The organism is Rhizobium sp. PL01 (genome assembly GCF_033447125.1).
Lineage (GTDB): Bacteria > Pseudomonadota > Alphaproteobacteria > Rhizobiales > Rhizobiaceae > Pararhizobium.
Map to the genome: position 1 here is coordinate 85,533 of NZ_JAWQUM010000006.1, position 17,434 is coordinate 102,966.

Below are 17,434 nucleotides of genomic sequence, written 5' to 3' on the forward strand. Positions count from 1 at the left end.
GCGGAAACACACTGAATACACCCATCACCAAAGGGTGAAGGCACACAACCGGAACGAATGTTCGGTTGAGCCGTTTCCGTCATGACACAAGGAAAGAATTTATGAAAAAAATCGCCGTACTCTTCATTTCAGCCGTAACTGCACTGACCAGCTTTGCTCCCGCCCAGGCCTTTCCAGCGGCCACCCTGAAAACCCAGACAACACAATCGGATATTGTCCAAGTTGGCGACCATGCCGGGCGCACGATCATCCGCAGGAACCATAGGGGCAACGGTTGGGACCGTAACCGGAATGACAGATGGGATCGCAACCGCCACAACGATCGCCATGGCTATTACCGGAACGATTATCGCCGCGACAGGAACAACAATGCCGGCGCGATCATCGGTGGCCTGGCTGCCGGCGCCATCATCGGCGGCGCCCTCGCATCGCAACCCCGCTATGCCAATGGCAACTCTCACACTCAGTCCTGCTATGCGCGCTATCGCTCGTACCGGGCTTACGACAACACTTACCAGCCGAATTACGGACCGCGCCGCCAGTGCAACTAGGCGATAACGGTTCATCGACCCCGTGATGACAATTGCGCTGAAGCCCGCCGCCCGTAAAGGACGGCGGGCTTTCCGTTTTGTACTCGGACGAGGAGCGCACATTGCCTCAGCGTTAAACCTCATTGAGGGTGCCAGGCGCGCTATTCTCTGGCCCGAAGGGTTGCGCGACCCGGCAATCTCGCTAAAAGTGCCGCAGAATTTTTCTTGGGCGCGCTCCTGCGTTTTCTCGGACAAGCCCGCGTTTTCTCTGACAAGACGGACAGACAAACATGGCAAAGCAAGTGAAAAAGGTCGTTCTCGCCTATTCCGGCGGTCTCGATACGTCGATCATCCTGAAATGGCTGCAGACCGAACTCGGCGCTGAAGTCGTTACCTTCACCGCCGACCTCGGCCAGGGCGAAGAACTCGAGCCGGCCCGCAAGAAGGCCGAGATGATGGGCATCAAGGATATCTACATCCGCGATGTGCGCGAAGAGTTCGTCAAGGATTTCGTTTTCCCGATGTTCCGCGCCAATGCCGTCTATGAAGGCGTGTACCTGCTCGGCACGTCGATCGCCCGTCCGCTGATTTCCAAGCACCTGATCGACATCGCCCGCGAAACCGGCGCTGATGCCATCGCCCATGGCGCCACCGGCAAGGGCAACGACCAGGTTCGCTTCGAGCTTTCGGCCTATGCACTGAACCCCGACATCAAGATTATCGCGCCTTGGCGCGACTGGTCGTTCAAGAGCCGCACCGATCTGCTTGCCTTTGCCGAAGAGCACCAGATCCCGGTCGCCAAGGACAAGATGGGCGAAGCGCCGTTCTCGGTCGACGCCAACCTGCTGCACTCGTCCTCCGAGGGCAAGGTTCTCGAAGATCCGGCCATCGAAGCCCCGAACTACGTCTACATGCGGACCATCTCGCCGGAGGAAGCGCCAGATGTGGCAACCACCATCAAGGTCGGCTTCCGCAAGGGTGACGCCGTGTCGATCGACGGCAAGGAAATGAGCCCGGCCTCGATCCTGACCGCGCTCAACGCGCTTGGCCGCGACAACGGTATCGGCCGCCTCGATCTCGTCGAAAACCGCTTCGTCGGCATGAAGTCGCGCGGCGTCTATGAGACCCCCGGTGGCACGATCCTGCTTGCCGCCCACCGCGCCATCGAATCGATCACGCTCGACCGGGGTGCAGCGCACCTCAAGGACGACATCATGCCGCGCTACGCCGAGCTGATCTATTACGGCTTCTGGTTCTCGCCAGAGCGCGACATGCTGCAGGCGCTGATCGACAAGAGCCAGGAGCATGTCGAAGGTGAAGTGACGCTGAAGCTCTACAAGGGCAATGTCATGGTCACCGGCCGCGAGAGCAACAAGTCGCTCTATTCCGACAAGCTGGTCACCTTCGAAGACGACCAGGGCGCCTACGACCAGAAGGACGCTGCAGGCTTCATCAAGCTCAATGCGCTACGCCTGCGCACGCTGGCCGCCCGCAACCGCGACAAGTAAGAAACATCGATAGCGACAGGACGAGCCCGCTTCCGGATGGAGGCGGGCTTTTTCATTTCGTGCTTTCAAAAATCGTTTGGGAAATTGAGCGGCAACCCAAATCTCCGTCTTTCCTGTGCTCGTCACAGGAAACCAGCCAGCTCAAGTCTTTGAGCTGAAAGAGCCTTTTGACCCGACGGACGTCGGGTCACTGGATGCCCGCCACAAGGGCGAGCATGACGGAGGATGGGATACGCTCCATCGTTCGAACAGGCTTTCCCTATTCCCCGGCTGCGTTCATGACCATGCGGCGGGTCATGTAGCTGAACCAGACATAGCTGGCCACTGAGGCAAACAGCATCACCGGGATGATCATCCCGAAGGCGGTGAAGGGCGTGCCGAGAAGGGCCGCGGCAAGACCGCCGAGAAAGCCGCCAGCCATCTGGATGAACCCCATCATCGCCGAAGCCGAGCCAGCGATATGCGGGAAGGAATGCAGGGCCGCCGTCGTCATATGCGGTGTCAGGAAGGCCGTACCGAAGGCGGAAAAGGCAATCGGAAGCATGATCGACAGATAGTTCGGCTCGATGAAATGAACGGAGAGGGCGATCATCAACCCGCCAATGGCACAAAGGCCAAGCCCGACGCGAACCGATCCTTCGCCACCGAGTTTCGCTGCCGTCAGCTTGAGAAAGACCGAGCCTGCAAAATAACAACCGCTCTGCATCAGCATACCGATCCCGAAGGCCGTTGGGGTCATTCCAACCTTGTCGATCAGGATGAAGGACAGCATGGTCGACTGTGCATAAAGCGCGCCAACGGAGCCTCCAAGCACGATGGCTGCAGCGACGAAACGGGAATCGCGGATAAGTTCGCCATAGGCCGAGAGCAACGGGCCTGGCAGGGCACGGCGTGGGTCCGGTATGGTCGTTTCCCGCATGAAGACCACCACTGCGACAATGGCAATCAAGCCGAAACCCACCAGCAGGAAGAAGATCGCCTGCCAGCCGAAGGCAGCCAGCGCCAGACCACCGAGCGTCGGGGCCATGGCGGGGCCGATCGCCAGCATGATGCCGATCAGGTTCATGATGCGGGACGCTTCGCCGCCGGTAAACTGATCGCGCACGATGGCCCGAGCCACGGTGATGCCGACAGAGGCGCCGATGCCCTGGATCAGCCGGCCGGCAAGCAGCCACTCGACCGTAGGCGCAAAGGCGCAGATCAGGCTGCCAAGAAGATTGATGCCGACGAAGGCAAGCGTTGCCTTCTTGCGGCCAAAGGCGTCGGACATCGGACCGGCGATCAGCTGCGCCACCGAGAAGCCGCCGAAATAGACCGACAGAGTCAGCTTGATCATCGATTCTGTCGTCGCGAAGGCCTGAACCAGGTCGGGCATGGCCGGCGTGTAGATCGACATCGAGATCGGCCCGAGGGTCGCCAGCAATGCGCCGAGCATGCTGGTGCGCCGTTCGCTCATCCGGAGGCTCATTCGGCTATACTCTTCTTTTCGGGGGAGCCGCTGCGATCCAGCAGCTGCAGATTTTCGCGCAGACCCTTGAGGCTTTCCCGCAGTGCTTCGCGGCCCTCGGCATCGAGCCCTGCCGTCACCTGATCCATCAGGTCGCGGACTTCCTTGCGAATGTTCGTAAGCAGCGGATCTGCCTTCTCGGTCACCACCACGTTTTTTGCCCGACCGTCGCAGGGATCGGGTACGCGCTCGACAAGGCCAAGCCCCTGTAGACGGTCGAGATAGGTCGACAGCGTCATCGGCTCAATGCCCATTTTCACCGCGATATCCGCCTGCTTGATGCCTTCGGTTGCAGCCACCTGGATGAGTGCCCGCGCCTCCCCCGGCGTCACGCCCAGGCCCGATGCGCTGATGCAGCGGTCGAAGGCCCCGCGCAGCAATCGCGACACGTCTGTCAGCAGCATGCCGATCGTATCGGTTTCAAGTCTGACCGGCATAAGAACTCGCCCTTCGAGGATCGTAAGCTTTACTTACCAAGCCAGCAACGAACCGGCAAGTTCCGGGAAAAGTTTCGCTAAAACATGCGAAACCGGTAATATATCGATCACGAAAACATCAACTAAATGCACGCATTATGACGATGACGTGCATCGCGAATGCGTGAATTGAACGTGTTGACACCCCAGGTGCAGAGTTCGCTGCGGGGGCAATGACGCTCCCGGTTCACTGGGAGAGAGAATATGTTCAAGACAATTTTCACCGCCACAATCCTCGTTGCCAGCCTTTCGGCTCCGGCTTTTGCCGCTGGCATGATGGCTTGCGACGACGCGTCCATCATGAAGACGGAAGAAATGGCCAAGGGAATGACGGATCCGATGAAGAAAGATTCGATGATGATGGCCATGAAGGAAGTCGACAGCGCCAAGATGGCGATGAAAGATGGCAAGAAAGACGATTGCGCCATGCATCTCGACAACGCCATGAAGGCAACCGAAGCCAAGTAAGCTTCACCGCCTTTCGCGCGGCAGGGTCTCGCCTGATCCTGCCCGCATACCGCCCAACCGCATCTTGACGGAATCATCTGCGCAAGATCGAATGGATCTTCACGCGCGAGGAGATTCCATGACGCAGACCCTGCTTTTCGGCGCCTTTCTGGCTGCCCTGCTTTACGTCCTCATCCCTGGCCCCGCCTTTCTGGCACTTCTCGGTATTGGCGCCGGGCAGGGCCGCAAGGCTGGCGCGATGTTCATGGGCGGGCATCTGGCCGGTGACCTGCTCTGGTCGACATTGGCCCTTGTGGCGATTGTAGGCGCAAAGACGATCGGCAGCACTGTGTTCGACGTTCTCGGCCTTCTCTGCGGCTTCTATCTCGCCTGGATCGGCTGGAACGCGCTCAGAGCCAAACCACGCGGCGAAAACCAGCCGCTGATGTCAGTCGAGCGGCCCTATCGCCGTGGTCTGATCTTCGGCCTCACCAACCCCAAGGGCTATCCGGTGGCCCTCGCGACCTTCACGGCGCTGCTCGCTGGATCCTCGAATGCGCTGGACTTCCATGCGCTGCCAGCACTCCTTGCCGTGTCGTTCCTCGGCTTCCTCGTTGCCGACATCATCCTGATCGGCATCATCGGTGCCTCCGTAGTGCGGCGCTTCTACCGCCGCCATGAACTGGCGATCGTGCGCCTGTCCGGCGTGTTGTTCATGGGCTTTGCCGTGCAGGCCGTCTGGCATGCGGCGCCCGGACTTTTGGGAATGCGCAAGCCTTGACCCGCGAGCGCCAAACACCCACGTGACCATCTTGATACGTCCACAATTGCTGCCGACAACAGGACGCAGCACCCGCACTCTGCGGGACATACCGGAATGCGAAAGGACTGCCTTATGACGTCGAGCCCCGCGCTGAACCCCGCCATCACCGATTGGAACGGCCCGGACGGGCTGCCACGCTTCGAGGCGGTCAGCGACAGCGATTTTGCGGCGTCCTTCGAGGCGGCCCTTGCCGAACACGAAACCGAAATCGACGCCATCGCCGCCAATCCGGACGCACCGACCTTCGAAAATACGATCGTCGCCCTTGAGACCGCCGGTGACGCACTGTCGCGCGTCTCGTCGCTGTTCTGGAACCGTGCCGGGGCGCATACCAACGATACGATCCAGGCGTTGGAACGCGATATCTCGCCAAAGATGTCACGGCACTATTCGAAGATCGGCATGAACGCCGCACTCTTTGCGCGGATCGATCAACTCTGGGAAAAGCACGAAAGCCTTGGCCTGACACTTGAGCAGACGCGCGTGCTGGAGCGGCACTGGAAGGGTTTTGTGAAATCCGGTGCCAAGCTGCCGAAACCAGAGCAGGAGAAACTCGCCGGGATCAACGAGAAGCTCGCAGGGCTTAGCACCCAGTTCGGCCAGAACGTGCTGGCGGACGAGAAGGAATGGTCGCTCATTCTGTCCGAAGGGCCGGAACTTGAAGGCCTTCCCGATTTCCTGAAGGACGCGATGGCGTCGGCCGCCCGCGAACGGGGCGAGGACGGCAAATTTGCCGTTACCCTGTCACGCTCGATCATCGAGCCATTTCTGACCTTCTCCGAGCGCCGCGATCTGCGCGAACAGGCTTTTAAGGCCTGGGTCGCCCGAGGCGAAAACGCAGGAGCAACCGACAATCGCGGCGTCATCCGCGAAACGCTGGCGCTGCGCAGCGAAGTGGCCGGACTGCTCGGCTTCGGCAATTTTGCGGAGATGAAGCTCGACAACACCATGGCAAAGACACCAGCCGCGGTGGACGAATTGCTGCGCGCCGTCTGGGCGAAAGCCGTCAAGCGGGCGCATGAGGAAGAAGCCGATATCGCCGGGATGATTGCCGGCGATGGCAAGAACCATGACGTGATGCCGTGGGACTGGCGCTTCTATTCGGAACGCATCCGCGCCCAGAAATTCAATTTTTCCGAAGCCGAGCTGAAACCCTATCTGCAGCTCGAAAAGATCATCGAAGCCTGCTTCGATGTCGCCAACCGGCTGTTCGGCCTTCGCGCCATCGAGAAGAAAGGCGTCGCTGGCTATCATCCGGACGTGCGCGTCTTCGAAATCCGCGATGCCGAAAACAAGCTCGTCGCTCTTTTCCTCGGCGACTATTTTGCCCGGAGCTCGAAACGCTCCGGCGCCTGGATGAGCGCGTTCCAGTCGCAGCACAAGCTGCCACTGAAGAACGGCAAGACAGGCGAATTGCCGATCATCTACAATGTCTGCAACTTTGCAAAGCCCGCTGCCGGCAAGCCCGCGCTGCTGTCGCTCGACGATGCCCGCACGCTGTTCCACGAATTCGGCCACGCGCTGCACGGCATGCTCTCGGACGTCACCTACCCGTCCATATCGGGCACGGCGGTCTCGCGCGACTTCGTCGAACTGCCATCGCAGCTTTACGAACACTGGCTGACCGTTCCAGCGATCCTCAAGCAATATGCCGTGCATGTCGAAACCGGCGAGCCAATGCCACAAGCCCTGCTCGACAAGGTTCTGGCCGCCCGTACCTTCAATGCCGGTTTCAACACCGTCGAATTCACATCATCGGCGATCGTCGATATGGAGTTCCACACGCGCGGCCCGATCGACGATCCGATGGCCGTTCAGGCGGAAATTCTGGCCGAGCTTGGCATCCCGAAATCGCTGGTCATGCGTCACGCCTCGCCGCATTTCCAGCACATCTTCGCTGGCGGTTATTCGGCCGGATACTATTCCTACATGTGGTCGGAAGTGCTCGACGCCGACGCCTTTTCCGCGTTTGAGGAAACCGGAGATGCGTTCGATACTGAGATGGCCATAAAGCTGAAGGAACACATCTATTCCGTCGGTGGATCGGTCGACCCGGAAGACGCCTACAAGGCCTTCCGCGGCAAATTGCCAAGCCCTGATGCAATGCTGGCCAAGAAGGGACTGGCGGTCACGGAGGAGCTTGCGGGTTCGGACGCGTAGGCGGCTAACAGTCATCGAACTGTCGCCAAACCGTTGGAATAGATTCATCCAACTGTAAACGAACTGACATGGCTTTCGCCAAAGGTCCGGCTCGGGTTTCACGTGATTCCCGAGACGGTACCGGAGGCCCCTTTGGTCGATATTCAGGATACGCTGACCCGCCGTTCCTTTCTGCTGTCGGCAGGCGCTGCCGGGTTTGCGGCGACATCCGTTCTGGCCACCCCATTTTATTCCCGAAGCTACGGCAGGCCGGCCTTCACGCATGGCGTCCAGTCCGGCGATGTCGACACCAAATCCGGAATGATCTGGACACGGGCGGACCGGCCGTCGCGCATCGCAGTGGAATACTCGACGACCGAGAGCTTTTCCGCGGCCGTACGATTGCCGTCGATCGATGCGCTGCCCGGAACCGACTTCGCGGTGAAATGCGCGCTCGACCATCTGTTGCCGGACCAGGACATCTTCTACCGCTTCACCGCAACCGATCTCTATGACAGCAACAGCGTTTCCGAACCGATCACCGGCCGGTTTCGCACGGCCCCCCTGCGCCGCCGTTCGGTCCGCTTCGTCTGGTCTGGCGATACCGCTGGCCAAGGCTGGGGCATCGACGATATCGGCATGAAGACCTATTCGACCATGCAATTGCACGAGCCGGATTTCTTCATCCATTCCGGCGACACAATCTATGCCGACAATCCGATCCCTGACGAAATTCCTTTGAGAGATGGCACCATCTGGAAGAACCGCATCGTCACACCGGAAAAGCGCGACGTGGCACGCACGCTCGACGAATATCGCGGCCAGTGGAAATACAACCTTCTCGACGAACACGTCCGCGCCCTGAATGCCATATGCCCGACCTTCTACCAGTGGGACGATCATGAGGTTTTGAACAACTGGTCGCCATCGACCGATCTTCGCGACGATGCGCGCTACCCGGACAAGGACGTTTCCGTTTATGCTGCCCGTGCCATGCAGGCTTTCCAGGAAATGACGCCGATCCGTGCCATTCCCGCCCAGCCCGGCCGTATCTTCCGCAAGATACCCTATGGCCGGCTGCTCGACGTATTCTTCGTCGATCTGCGCTCCTATCGTGAAGCCAACCAGGGCGGCGGCAACGAACTGTTCGGCTGGCGGCAGGCGGACTGGCTGAAACGGGAGTTGGCAGCCTCAAAGGCCACCTGGAAGGTCATTGCCTGCGACATGCCGATCGGCCTTGTCGTCTGGGATGATTTTGCCAACCGGCGCGGCTCCGACGGGATCGCAAATGGCGACAATGGCCAACCCAGCGGCCGTGAAACGGAATTCGCCGAAATACTGACCTTCATCCGAGACAATGCCATCCAGAACACCGTCTGGTTGACGGCCGACGTGCACTATACCGCCGCCCACCACTACGACCCGGCCCGTGCCGCCTTCAAGGACTTCCTGCCGTTCTGGGAATTCGTCTCCGGGCCGCTGCATTCGGGCACCTATGGACCGAAGGAACTGGACATGACGTTCGGCCCCGATGTTCGCTTCATCAAGGCTTCGGGCACCGGGATCGACCAGAACCTGCCACCCTCCGCCGGCCTTCAGTTTTTCGGCCTCGTCGATATCAACGGCCAGACAGAGCAGATGACGGTCCGGCTGATGGACCGCGACGATCAAGAGTTGTGGCAGATCACGCTCGATCCCGCCGGAAATTCGGTATGAAATGGCAACTGGATTCACCGTCTGTCGAGACTTTGCGGCCGTCCCCCCTTTCGCAAATGCAAAAAAACCTGTAATAGCCGCGCAATTGAAGATGCGGCGTTCCTCACATACGCCCCGAAACCTCCGAGTATTCACACATGAAAATGCGCAACATCGCGATCATCGCACACGTTGACCATGGGAAAACCACTCTTGTCGACGAACTTCTGAAGCAGTCGGGTTCTTTCCGCGACAACCAGCGCACGACCGAGCGCATGATGGACTCGAACGACCTCGAAAAAGAGCGCGGCATCACCATTCTGGCGAAGGCTACCTCGATCGAGTGGAAGGGCGTCCGCATCAACATCGTCGACACCCCCGGCCACGCCGACTTCGGTGGCGAAGTCGAGCGTATCCTGTCGATGGTGGATGGCGCGATCGTTCTGGTCGACTCGTCTGAAGGCCCGATGCCGCAGACCAAGTTCGTGGTTTCGAAGGCCCTGAAGGTCGGCCTTCGCCCGATCGTCGCGATCAACAAGATCGACCGCCCGGACGGCCGCCACGAAGAAGTCATCAACGAAGTCTTCGACCTCTTCGCCAACCTTGACGCGACCGACGAGCAGCTTGACTTCCCGATCCTCTACGGTTCGGGCCGCAACGGCTGGATGAACCTCAACCCGGAAGGTCCGAAGGAAGATGGCCTCGGGCCGCTTCTCGACCTCGTTCTCAAGCACGTTCCAGAGCCAAGCGTCGGCGAAGAAGACGGCGCGTTCCGCATGATCGGCACGATCCTGGAAGCCAACCCCTTCCTCGGCCGCATCATCACCGGCCGCATCCATTCCGGCTCGATCAAGCCGAACCAGGCCGTCAAGGTTATCGGCCAGGACGGCAAGCTCATCGAGAACGGCCGTATCTCCAAGATCCTCGCCTTCCGTGGCATCGAGCGTACGCCGATCGACGAAGCCCATGCAGGCGACATCGTCGCGATTGCCGGCCTTTCCAAGGGCACAGTTGCCGACACATTCTGCGATCCGTCGGTCACCGAGGCGCTGCATGCACAGCCGATCGATCCGCCGACCGTCACCATGTCCTTCATCGTCAACGATAGCCCGCTTGCCGGCACCGAAGGCGACAAGGTCACGAGCCGCGTTATCCGTGACCGCCTCCTCAAGGAAGCGGAAGGCAACGTCGCGCTGAAGATTGAAGAAGCCGAAGGCAAGGATTCGTTCTACGTTTCCGGCCGTGGCGAATTGCAGCTCGCCGTTCTGATCGAAACCATGCGCCGCGAAGGCTTCGAGCTGGCCGTATCGCGTCCACGCGTCGTCATGCACAAGGACGAAGCAACCGGCGATATGCTCGAGCCTGTCGAAGAAGTCGTCATCGACGTCGATGAGGAATATTCCGGCGTTGTTGTTCAGAAGATGTCCGAGCGTAAAGCCGAAATGGCCGAGCTTCGTCCGTCCGGCGGCAACCGCGTTCGCCTGAAGTTCTTCGCACCGACCCGCGGCCTGATCGGCTACCAGTCGGAACTGATGACCGACACGCGCGGCACGGCGATCATGAACCGTCTGTTCCACGAATATCAGCCTTACAAGGGCGATATCGGTGGCCGCGTTCAGGGCGTTCTGCTCTCCAACGATGCGGGCGAATCGGTTGCCTACGCCATGTTCAACCTGGAAGACCGCGGCCCGATGATCATCGATGTCGGCGAGAAGGTCTATGCCGGTATGATCATCGGCATTCACACACGTGACAACGATCTCGAAGTCAACGTGTTGAAGGGCAAGAAGCTCACCAACATGCGCGCCTCCGGCAAGGACGAAGCTGTCAAGCTCACCCCGCCGATCCGCATGACGCTTGACCGCGCTCTCTCCTGGATCCAGGACGACGAACTGGTCGAAGTGACGCCGAAGAACATCCGCCTGCGCAAGATGTATCTCGACTCGAACGACCGCAAGCGTTTCGAAAAGTCGCGCGGCGCTGCATAAGCAGTCTTTGTCCGCAGAATAAAAAAGGGCGCGGCGATTTTAATCGCCGCGCCCTTTCTCGTTTTAAGATTATTGATATCGCTTCAGGACTTCAGCGCGCCGCTCTTCTTGGCCATCCAAGTGGCCATGTAGTCCATCAGAGCGTTGTTCAGGCAATCGGATGGGGTCAGGCCCAGTTCCGTCAATCGCGCACGGACAGCCGGCATATCGTCAGGCTCCGTGCCGGATTCGATGATCGAAGAGACAAAGGCGGCAAAGCCAGGTGGCGACCAGCCGGTCTCCTGAAACCGTTCCGGATGAATGAAATCCAGTCCCTGGAAGGGATGCACCCGCTCCACGGGGCCGTACATATGAACCCCGCAGCCCTTGCAGGCGTGACGCTGGATCAAGGCAGACTTATCGACGACCTCAAGCTTTTCGCCATTCTCAAGCACAGTGATCTTGTCGTGTGGAACGACCGCGACAATCGAAAACACCGCCCCGGCCGGTTTCCAGCATTTGGTGCAGCCACAGGCGTGGTTGTGAGCGACATCACCCTCGACTTTGACCCGTACGGGCTTGGTGGTACATTCACACACCAGAACACCGCCAGTGAAGCCGGACGCCCCTTTGGGCACGCCCTTGTCGAGCAATGGATGTAGAGAAACGGTAGCAGGCATTTCATCCTCCCGTGCCGGTTCGTATATTCCGCCTCCCGTGCCGGCAGATCGCGACAAGGCGCCTCGAGCGGCAGCATATCACGATGCCGAAAAGAGTCTCCTCGCAGTCGCCGGGCAGCACCGAGAGCTTATCCGATCGCCTGCCAACATCAGCATGAGGCACAAAAAAGCCCCGTCATTGCTGACAGGGCTTTTGAGATGGAAGCACTGCTGGAAGAATGCTTACGCAGCTTCTTCCTGCGCTTCGTCTTCTTCGATGGCCTTACCGCGCTTCGGACCCTTGTTGAGGTTCGTTTCGACAAGACGGACAGCTTCCGTTTCCGACATCTTGTTCACGGCTGCGATTTCGCGCGCCATGCGGTCAAGCGCAGCTTCATAAAGCTGACGTTCGGAATAGGACTGCTCTGGCTGGTTTTCAGCACGATACAGGTCACGCACGACTTCGGCGATCGAGATCAGGTCACCGGAATTGATCTTTGCATCATATTCCTGCGCACGGCGGGACCACATGGTCCGCTTGACGCGTGCCCTGCCCTGGACGACCTTCAATGCACGTTCGACGAAATCGGTCTCGGAGAGCTTGCGCATGCCAATGGTGACAGCCTTTGCTACCGGCACCTTGAGACGCATCTTGTCCTTTTCAAAATCGATCACAAACAGTTCGAGCGTCATGCCCGCAACCACCTGATCTTCAATTGAAACGATTTGTCCAACGCCATGGGCTGGATAAACGATCGATTCACCGGTCTTGAATCCATGGCGTGTTGAAGATTTTTTCTGCTGGGTCGTCATTCGTTTCAAAAACTCCCTGTTACGCTCCCGGCAACAAGCCGGGGGCCGGGTCAGTCAGGCCCGGGATGGACGGGGGCACCGTCGGGTGACTCCATACTGATCCGTTCCAACGGTCATCAAATCGATCTTCTGCAGGGCGATCACACACAAGCAACTGCTGTTGCGTATTTGGGGTCAGCCGCGCAATGGGATTGTTTTGCTTTCGTGATGGTTTTTCGGGCACACGCAAGTGCCACGATGTGGATCAGTTTTTAGACCCTATCATAAAAAACTGCAGAAATCAATAATTTGCTTTACAACGGCCATCAAGGCCAACCAGCCCGTCACGGACATGGTTAAGCCATGATTCCCCAAATTTCGCCATCTTTTGCAGCCGTGAATCAACCGGCCGCCGGAGGCTTGCCTGCGTCAGTCGCCTTGACCGGGCTTCGGCGAAAAGTATTTTTCGTACTTGCCTTCTTCGCCGTCCATTTCCTTGGCTTCGGGCATCTCATCACGCTTGACGGTGAGATTGGGCCATTGTGTGGCGAAGTCCGCATTGACCTTCAGCCACATATCGAGACCCGGTTCGGTATCCGGCTTGATGGCGCCGGCCGGACATTCCGGCTCGCAGACGCCACAGTCGATGCACTCATCCGGATGGATGACCAGAAAATTCTCGCCTTCATAGAAGCAGTCCACCGGGCACACTTCAACGCAATCGGTATATTTGCAGCGTATGCAATTGTCGGTCACGACATACGTCATGAGGTACTCCAGCGATTTCTCACGTTTGACGCCAGACAGGAACCAGAAGAAAGGTCTGCTTGTCCGCATCCGTTCGGGGATACCAGCCCGCCAACGTCTCTCGTGACGCAACAGGGCTGCTCATTTACCCCGTGAGGTAAAGGCTTTGCGGGGGCTTTGCAAGAATAATCCATGCGCCAAACGGGCGCCCGGCGGGACAGTTTTCTAATCCTGTTTTCTATTCCTCATGCCAGCCTGTTCGCAGCCTATCGCCGTCGCGGCGCTCCTTCTTGGTCGGCCGGCCGCTGCCACGCTCGCGCGTCGCCTGCTCGAAGGCATTCGGTTTTTCACCGGGAACAACTGCCGGCGTCAGATCCTCATACAGAAGGCGGGCCTCCTCATAGGGTCCACGCCGGGTACCGGGAAGCAGAACACGCACGGTGGTGTCACGCCGGTCGAGTGAAACAACGACCACATCGCCGGCTTTCAGCGCGTACGATGGCTGGGTAATCCGGGCGTCGTTGACCCGGATGTCGCCGGACTCGATCGCCTTCTGAGCGATCGAGCGGGACTTTTGCAGGCGCGTGAAAAACAGCCACTTGTCGAGACGCTGGCGGAGAACCGGCAGAGACTGAGGCTGCTTTTCACCCATATTGTTACCTTTTAGGGCCTTACTTCTTCATCTGCTCCTTGAGGGCAGCCAACTTGGCGAAAGGCGAATCCGGATCCATCGGCTTCTCCTTGCGCGGTGGACGCGCCTCGGACTTGGCTGCCTGCGGCTTTCCGCCGCGGTCGTTGCGATCCGGGCGATCCTGACGTTCGCCCTTCTCATGCCGCTGGCCACCCTGAGGCTTGCCACCATCCCTGCCGCGATTGCGGTCAGGTCTGCCGCCACCACCGGGCTTGCGATTGTCATCGCGACCTTCGCGACGGCCTTCACCCTCACGGCGCGGCTCGCCACCTTCGCGGCGGGCTTCACCCTGCGGTGCACGGTTGTTTGCGCCGCGGCGATCGCCCTGCGGGCGTCCACCCGAGCGCTGATTGTCATTGCGGCTACCCGGGCGCCACAGAAGAACCGGCTTAGCCTCGACCGGCTCAACAAGTTCGCCAACCTGCTCGGCGATCGCGGCCTGCTCAGCACCGTCAGCCTCGGCGGCAACCGGAACAGTCTCAGCAACCGGAACAGTCGCGGCGGCCTGTTCAGGCGCAGGTTCGGAAGCATGAACCTCTTCGCCTGATGCATCCGCGTCATCGTGGTCGGCCGTCTCAGCCGGTGCGTCGGAAACTGCAGCGTCCGTTACCGGTGCGGCAGATCCGGATTGTGAAGCGAGGAATGCCGCAGCATCCTCGACCTTAACAGCATCAGCCCGGTAACCGAGACCCTTGAGGATCTCTTCCATATCATCGGGCGTTGCCCCCAGGATCGAAAGCATGGCTGTCGTCGCGGTAAAGCGGCGACCATCATAGGCACCATCCGGACGCGCCGTCGTGCCCGGCTTCCACTGCAGCAGCGGGCGGATCAGATCAGCCAGGCGCTCGAGGATATCGATGCGGACGGCCCGCTTTCCGAGGAAACGGAAACCGGCCAGCTTGTAGAACGTGCGCTCGAACGTCGGATCGGTGACGACCGAGGTACGGCCAGCGGCCAGAACCGGGATCAGATCGCCGTAGCCCGGCTTGTCGAGACCGTCGTTCTTCAACGCCCAGAGCAGCGTGATCAGCTCCGCGGGAGCCGGCTTCAGCAATGCAGGCATGAAAATGTGGTAGGCGCCAAAACGGATGCCATGACGACGGATGGAAGCGCGTGCCTCCTGATCCAGCGACTTGACGTCATCGGCAACATCGCGGCGGAACATCACGCCAAGGTTTTCGACCAGCTGGAAAGCCAGACCCTTGGCGAGACCTTCGAGGTCTTCGGCGCGCGACAGATCGTCGAGCGGCTTCAATACCGTCGAGATGTGATGATTGACGAAGCGCTCGATGCGGGCGAGCACATGCTCGCGGGCATTGCCCTGCAGCTGCTCGTCGGCCAGCAACAGCACGCGCGGACGCATGATGTGATCGCTGGCTGTCAGCTTGGCCACGGGATCGCCGAGCCAGCGTACGAGACCATCAGACGACAAGGCCAGATCGGCATTGCCCGCCGCATGCAATCGTGCGGCCCGCGCTTCGAACTCGAGAGCCAACGCCTTTTGCGCTGCCCCTTGAGCGGCGCGCGCGTCAAGACTATCTGCCACTGTCGCCAGCGTGAAACGGAACCCGGCCAATTGTCCCACATGATGACCTTCAACGAAGACATCGCCATTTACACTGATTTCAGCTTCCAACATCGCATTCTCTCTCAGGCGCTTCATGAGCACAGATGTCCTGCGATCAACAAAGCGTTTCGTCAACCTTTCATGTAACGCGTCAGACAATCGATCCTCGATTTCCCGCGTCTTTTCTTGCCAGTGTGTCGGATCGGCAAGCCATCCCGGACGGTTGGACACATAGGTCCATGTCCTAATTTGTGCAATTCTCGCGGACAATGTGTCGATTTCACCATCCGTATGGTCCGCCCGGCGGACCTGTTCGGCCATGAAATCTTCATTCACTGTGCCACGCCGAACGAGATCGGCATAGATTGTCGAAATCAGATCGGCATGTTGCGCCGGCGTTATACGCCGGTAGTCGGGAAGCGCACAGGCCTCCCAGAGTTTTTCTACACGCTCCGGTGTCGTTGCGACACTGGTAACCTCCGGATAGCGCGAAAGATAGTCCAAAGCCTGCTGATCGACGGCAGGCAAGGCCCGTGTCAGCCCATGAACCGCCGGTGCGGCGTCCAAACTCTTCTTCAGAGCCTGTATCGACGCATAGTTCAGTGACTTCGATCGCCACTGCAGCACCTTTACCGGATCGAACTGATGTGATTCGATGCGGTGGACCAACTCATTATCGAACGGCTCGACCCGCGAGGTCACACCAAAAGTGCCGTCGCGCAGATGACGTCCGGCACGTCCGGCAATCTGCGCCAGTTCACCCGGGTTGAGATCGCGGAACTGGTAGCCATCATATTTCCGGTCCTGCGCAAAGGCGACGTGATCGACATCGAGATTGAGCCCCATGCCGATCGCATCGGTTGCAACCAGATATTCGACATCGCCGGCCTGATACAGCGCCACCTGCGCATTGCGCGTGCGGGGCGACAGGGCGCCGAGCACGACAGCTGCACCACCGCGTTGACGGCGGATCAGCTCGGCGATCGCATAAACCTCTTCAGCCGAGAACGCGACGATCGCAGTGCGCTGCGGCAGACGGGTAATTTTCTTCGAGCCGGCATAGAGAAGCTGAGACAACCGCGGACGCTCGACAACAGTGATGCCCGGCAGCAAATGTTCGAGGATCGGCCGCATGGTCGATGCGCCGAGAAACAGTGTCTCGACACGGCCGCGCAGATGCATCAGCCGGTCGGTGAAGATATGGCCGCGCTCAAGATCGCCGGCCAGCTGGACTTCATCGATGGCGACGAAGGCAGCCTTGGTCTCGCGCGGCATGGCTTCAACGGTGCAGACCGAGAAACGCGCCATATGCGGAGTGATCTTTTCTTCGCCGGTGATCAGCGCAACATTGTGGGCGCCGACCTTTTCAACGACGCGCGTATAGACCTCGCGCGCCAAAAGGCGCAGCGGCAGCCCGATGACGCCACTCTCGTGCGCAACCATGCGCTCGATCGCGTAATGCGTCTTGCCGGTATTGGTGGGGCCGAGCACCGCGATCACGCCGCGGCCACTCAAGATCATCGGTTGGTCAGGCACTTTATCGATCCAGAACACTTTCAGTCTGCGAAGGCCATTCTCGGCATTTTAAAGCCGTTTCAACCGGCGCAGAACACATGCCCACGCAAAGGCACAAACGCAAGGGGCGCGGGGTCATGAAACGTGCAAATGGGGTATTTGGCCGATATTTCCACCCTCGTTCCCCGTATTCTGGAACAGCGCCGGAACGAATCAACAACGAAATGCAGACTCCGCCAGATTCAGGGTTTGTTCACCGCTAAATGTTGGGTTATTAAGCCGGATTCGCACCAGATGCTGAATCCGTCCTTTCCATGCAAAATGTCTAGAAAAATGAACATTGCAAACGATGCCGCACGCGCGAAGAATCT

General features: G+C 59.3%; 14 protein-coding genes. 7 read left to right on the plus strand and 7 right to left on the minus strand.

Annotated elements, in window-relative coordinates:
• Nucleotides 1-101 precede the first annotated feature (101 nt).
• On the plus strand, nucleotides 102-551 hold the full coding sequence (locus tag R6X40_RS15790; RefSeq protein ID WP_318414744.1) for a BA14K family protein: 450 nt from the start codon (nucleotides 102-104) through the stop codon (nucleotides 549-551).
• A 269-nt stretch (nucleotides 552-820) separates the two neighbouring features.
• A complete protein-coding gene (locus tag R6X40_RS15795; protein WP_318414745.1) occupies nucleotides 821-2,038 on the plus strand; it encodes an argininosuccinate synthase in 1,218 nt (405 codons plus the stop codon).
• Nucleotides 2,039-2,297: 259 nt separating this feature from the next.
• On the opposite strand, the gene R6X40_RS15800 is transcribed toward R6X40_RS15795, so the two are convergent.
• Both R6X40_RS15800 and R6X40_RS15805 read right to left on the minus strand, forming a co-directional pair.
• The gene (locus tag R6X40_RS15800) at nucleotides 2,298-3,494 is read right to left on the minus strand and encodes a multidrug effflux MFS transporter (RefSeq protein ID WP_318414746.1); all 1,197 of its coding nucleotides are present in this window, start codon (nucleotides 3,492-3,494) and stop codon (nucleotides 2,298-2,300) included.
• Nucleotides 3,495-3,502: 8 nt separating this feature from the next.
• Nucleotides 3,503-3,982: a MarR family winged helix-turn-helix transcriptional regulator gene (locus R6X40_RS15805; protein ID WP_318414747.1), complete on the minus strand. Its 480-nt coding sequence runs from the start codon at nucleotides 3,980-3,982 to the stop codon at nucleotides 3,503-3,505.
• Nucleotides 3,983-4,225: 243 nt separating this feature from the next.
• Here R6X40_RS15805 and R6X40_RS15810 point away from each other — a divergent pair, with 243 nt between their 5' ends.
• The 5 genes from R6X40_RS15810 (at nucleotide 4,226) to typA (ending at nucleotide 11,113) form a co-directional block, all read left to right on the plus strand.
• Nucleotides 4,226-4,489 carry a hypothetical protein gene (locus R6X40_RS15810; RefSeq protein WP_318414748.1) on the plus strand — a complete coding sequence of 88 codons (264 nt, stop codon included), beginning with the start codon at nucleotides 4,226-4,228 and terminating at the stop codon, nucleotides 4,487-4,489.
• A gap of 118 nt (nucleotides 4,490-4,607) precedes the next feature.
• On the plus strand, nucleotides 4,608-5,249 hold the full coding sequence (locus tag R6X40_RS15815; protein WP_318414749.1) for a LysE family translocator: 642 nt from the start codon (nucleotides 4,608-4,610) through the stop codon (nucleotides 5,247-5,249).
• A 114-nt stretch (nucleotides 5,250-5,363) separates the two neighbouring features.
• A complete protein-coding gene (locus tag R6X40_RS15820) occupies nucleotides 5,364-7,451 on the plus strand; it encodes a M3 family metallopeptidase (RefSeq protein ID WP_318414750.1) in 2,088 nt (695 codons plus the stop codon).
• 132 nt (nucleotides 7,452-7,583) lie between these two features.
• Nucleotides 7,584-9,146: an alkaline phosphatase D family protein gene (locus R6X40_RS15825; RefSeq protein WP_318414751.1), complete on the plus strand. Its 1,563-nt coding sequence runs from the start codon at nucleotides 7,584-7,586 to the stop codon at nucleotides 9,144-9,146.
• A gap of 137 nt (nucleotides 9,147-9,283) precedes the next feature.
• Nucleotides 9,284-11,113, plus strand: a complete 1,830-nt coding sequence (typA, locus tag R6X40_RS15830; protein ID WP_318414752.1) for a translational GTPase TypA — start codon at nucleotides 9,284-9,286, stop codon at nucleotides 11,111-11,113.
• 83 nt (nucleotides 11,114-11,196) lie between these two features.
• On the opposite strand, the gene gfa is transcribed toward typA, so the two are convergent.
• From gfa to R6X40_RS15855, 5 genes are all read right to left on the minus strand, one after another.
• On the minus strand, nucleotides 11,197-11,772 hold the full coding sequence (gene gfa, locus R6X40_RS15835; RefSeq protein WP_318414753.1) for an S-(hydroxymethyl)glutathione synthase: 576 nt from the start codon (nucleotides 11,770-11,772) through the stop codon (nucleotides 11,197-11,199).
• A 222-nt stretch (nucleotides 11,773-11,994) separates the two neighbouring features.
• Nucleotides 11,995-12,564 (minus strand): CarD family transcriptional regulator, encoded by a 570-nt coding sequence (locus tag R6X40_RS15840; RefSeq protein ID WP_318414754.1) that lies wholly within the window; start codon nucleotides 12,562-12,564, stop codon nucleotides 11,995-11,997.
• 408 nt (nucleotides 12,565-12,972) lie between these two features.
• A complete protein-coding gene (gene fdxA / locus R6X40_RS15845; RefSeq protein ID WP_113241731.1) occupies nucleotides 12,973-13,311 on the minus strand; it encodes a ferredoxin FdxA in 339 nt (112 codons plus the stop codon).
• A gap of 217 nt (nucleotides 13,312-13,528) precedes the next feature.
• Nucleotides 13,529-13,942, minus strand: coding sequence for an RNA-binding S4 domain-containing protein (locus R6X40_RS15850; protein WP_318414755.1), 414 nt, complete (start codon nucleotides 13,940-13,942; stop codon nucleotides 13,529-13,531).
• Nucleotides 13,943-13,961: 19 nt separating this feature from the next.
• Nucleotides 13,962-17,069, minus strand: coding sequence for a helicase-related protein (locus tag R6X40_RS15855; protein WP_318414980.1), 3,108 nt, complete (start codon nucleotides 17,067-17,069; stop codon nucleotides 13,962-13,964).
• Between the last annotated feature and the right edge of the window lie 365 nt (nucleotides 17,070-17,434).

Excerpts from the sequence above, each read along its gene's own strand:
- gfa (WP_318414753.1), bottom strand. The coding sequence starts at position 11,772 with ATGCCTGCTACCGTTTCTCTACATCCATTGCTCGACAAGGGCGTGCCC.
- R6X40_RS15855 (WP_318414980.1), bottom strand. The coding sequence starts at position 17,069 with ATGATCTTGAGTGGCCGCGGCGTGATCGCGGTGCTCGGCCCCACCAAT.
- R6X40_RS15850 (WP_318414755.1), bottom strand. The coding sequence starts at position 13,942 with ATGGGTGAAAAGCAGCCTCAGTCTCTGCCGGTTCTCCGCCAGCGTCTC.
- R6X40_RS15795 (WP_318414745.1), top strand. The coding sequence starts at position 821 with ATGGCAAAGCAAGTGAAAAAGGTCGTTCTCGCCTATTCCGGCGGTCTC.
- R6X40_RS15800 (WP_318414746.1), bottom strand. The coding sequence starts at position 3,494 with ATGAGCGAACGGCGCACCAGCATGCTCGGCGCATTGCTGGCGACCCTC.
- R6X40_RS15840 (WP_318414754.1), bottom strand. The coding sequence starts at position 12,564 with ATGACGACCCAGCAGAAAAAATCTTCAACACGCCATGGATTCAAGACC.
- R6X40_RS15805 (WP_318414747.1), bottom strand. The coding sequence starts at position 3,982 with ATGCCGGTCAGACTTGAAACCGATACGATCGGCATGCTGCTGACAGAC.
- R6X40_RS15820 (WP_318414750.1), top strand. The coding sequence starts at position 5,364 with ATGACGTCGAGCCCCGCGCTGAACCCCGCCATCACCGATTGGAACGGC.
- typA (WP_318414752.1), top strand. The coding sequence starts at position 9,284 with ATGAAAATGCGCAACATCGCGATCATCGCACACGTTGACCATGGGAAA.
- R6X40_RS15815 (WP_318414749.1), top strand. The coding sequence starts at position 4,608 with ATGACGCAGACCCTGCTTTTCGGCGCCTTTCTGGCTGCCCTGCTTTAC.
- R6X40_RS15790 (WP_318414744.1), top strand. The coding sequence starts at position 102 with ATGAAAAAAATCGCCGTACTCTTCATTTCAGCCGTAACTGCACTGACC.
- R6X40_RS15810 (WP_318414748.1), top strand. The coding sequence starts at position 4,226 with ATGTTCAAGACAATTTTCACCGCCACAATCCTCGTTGCCAGCCTTTCG.
- fdxA (WP_113241731.1), bottom strand. The coding sequence starts at position 13,311 with ATGACGTATGTCGTGACCGACAATTGCATACGCTGCAAATATACCGAT.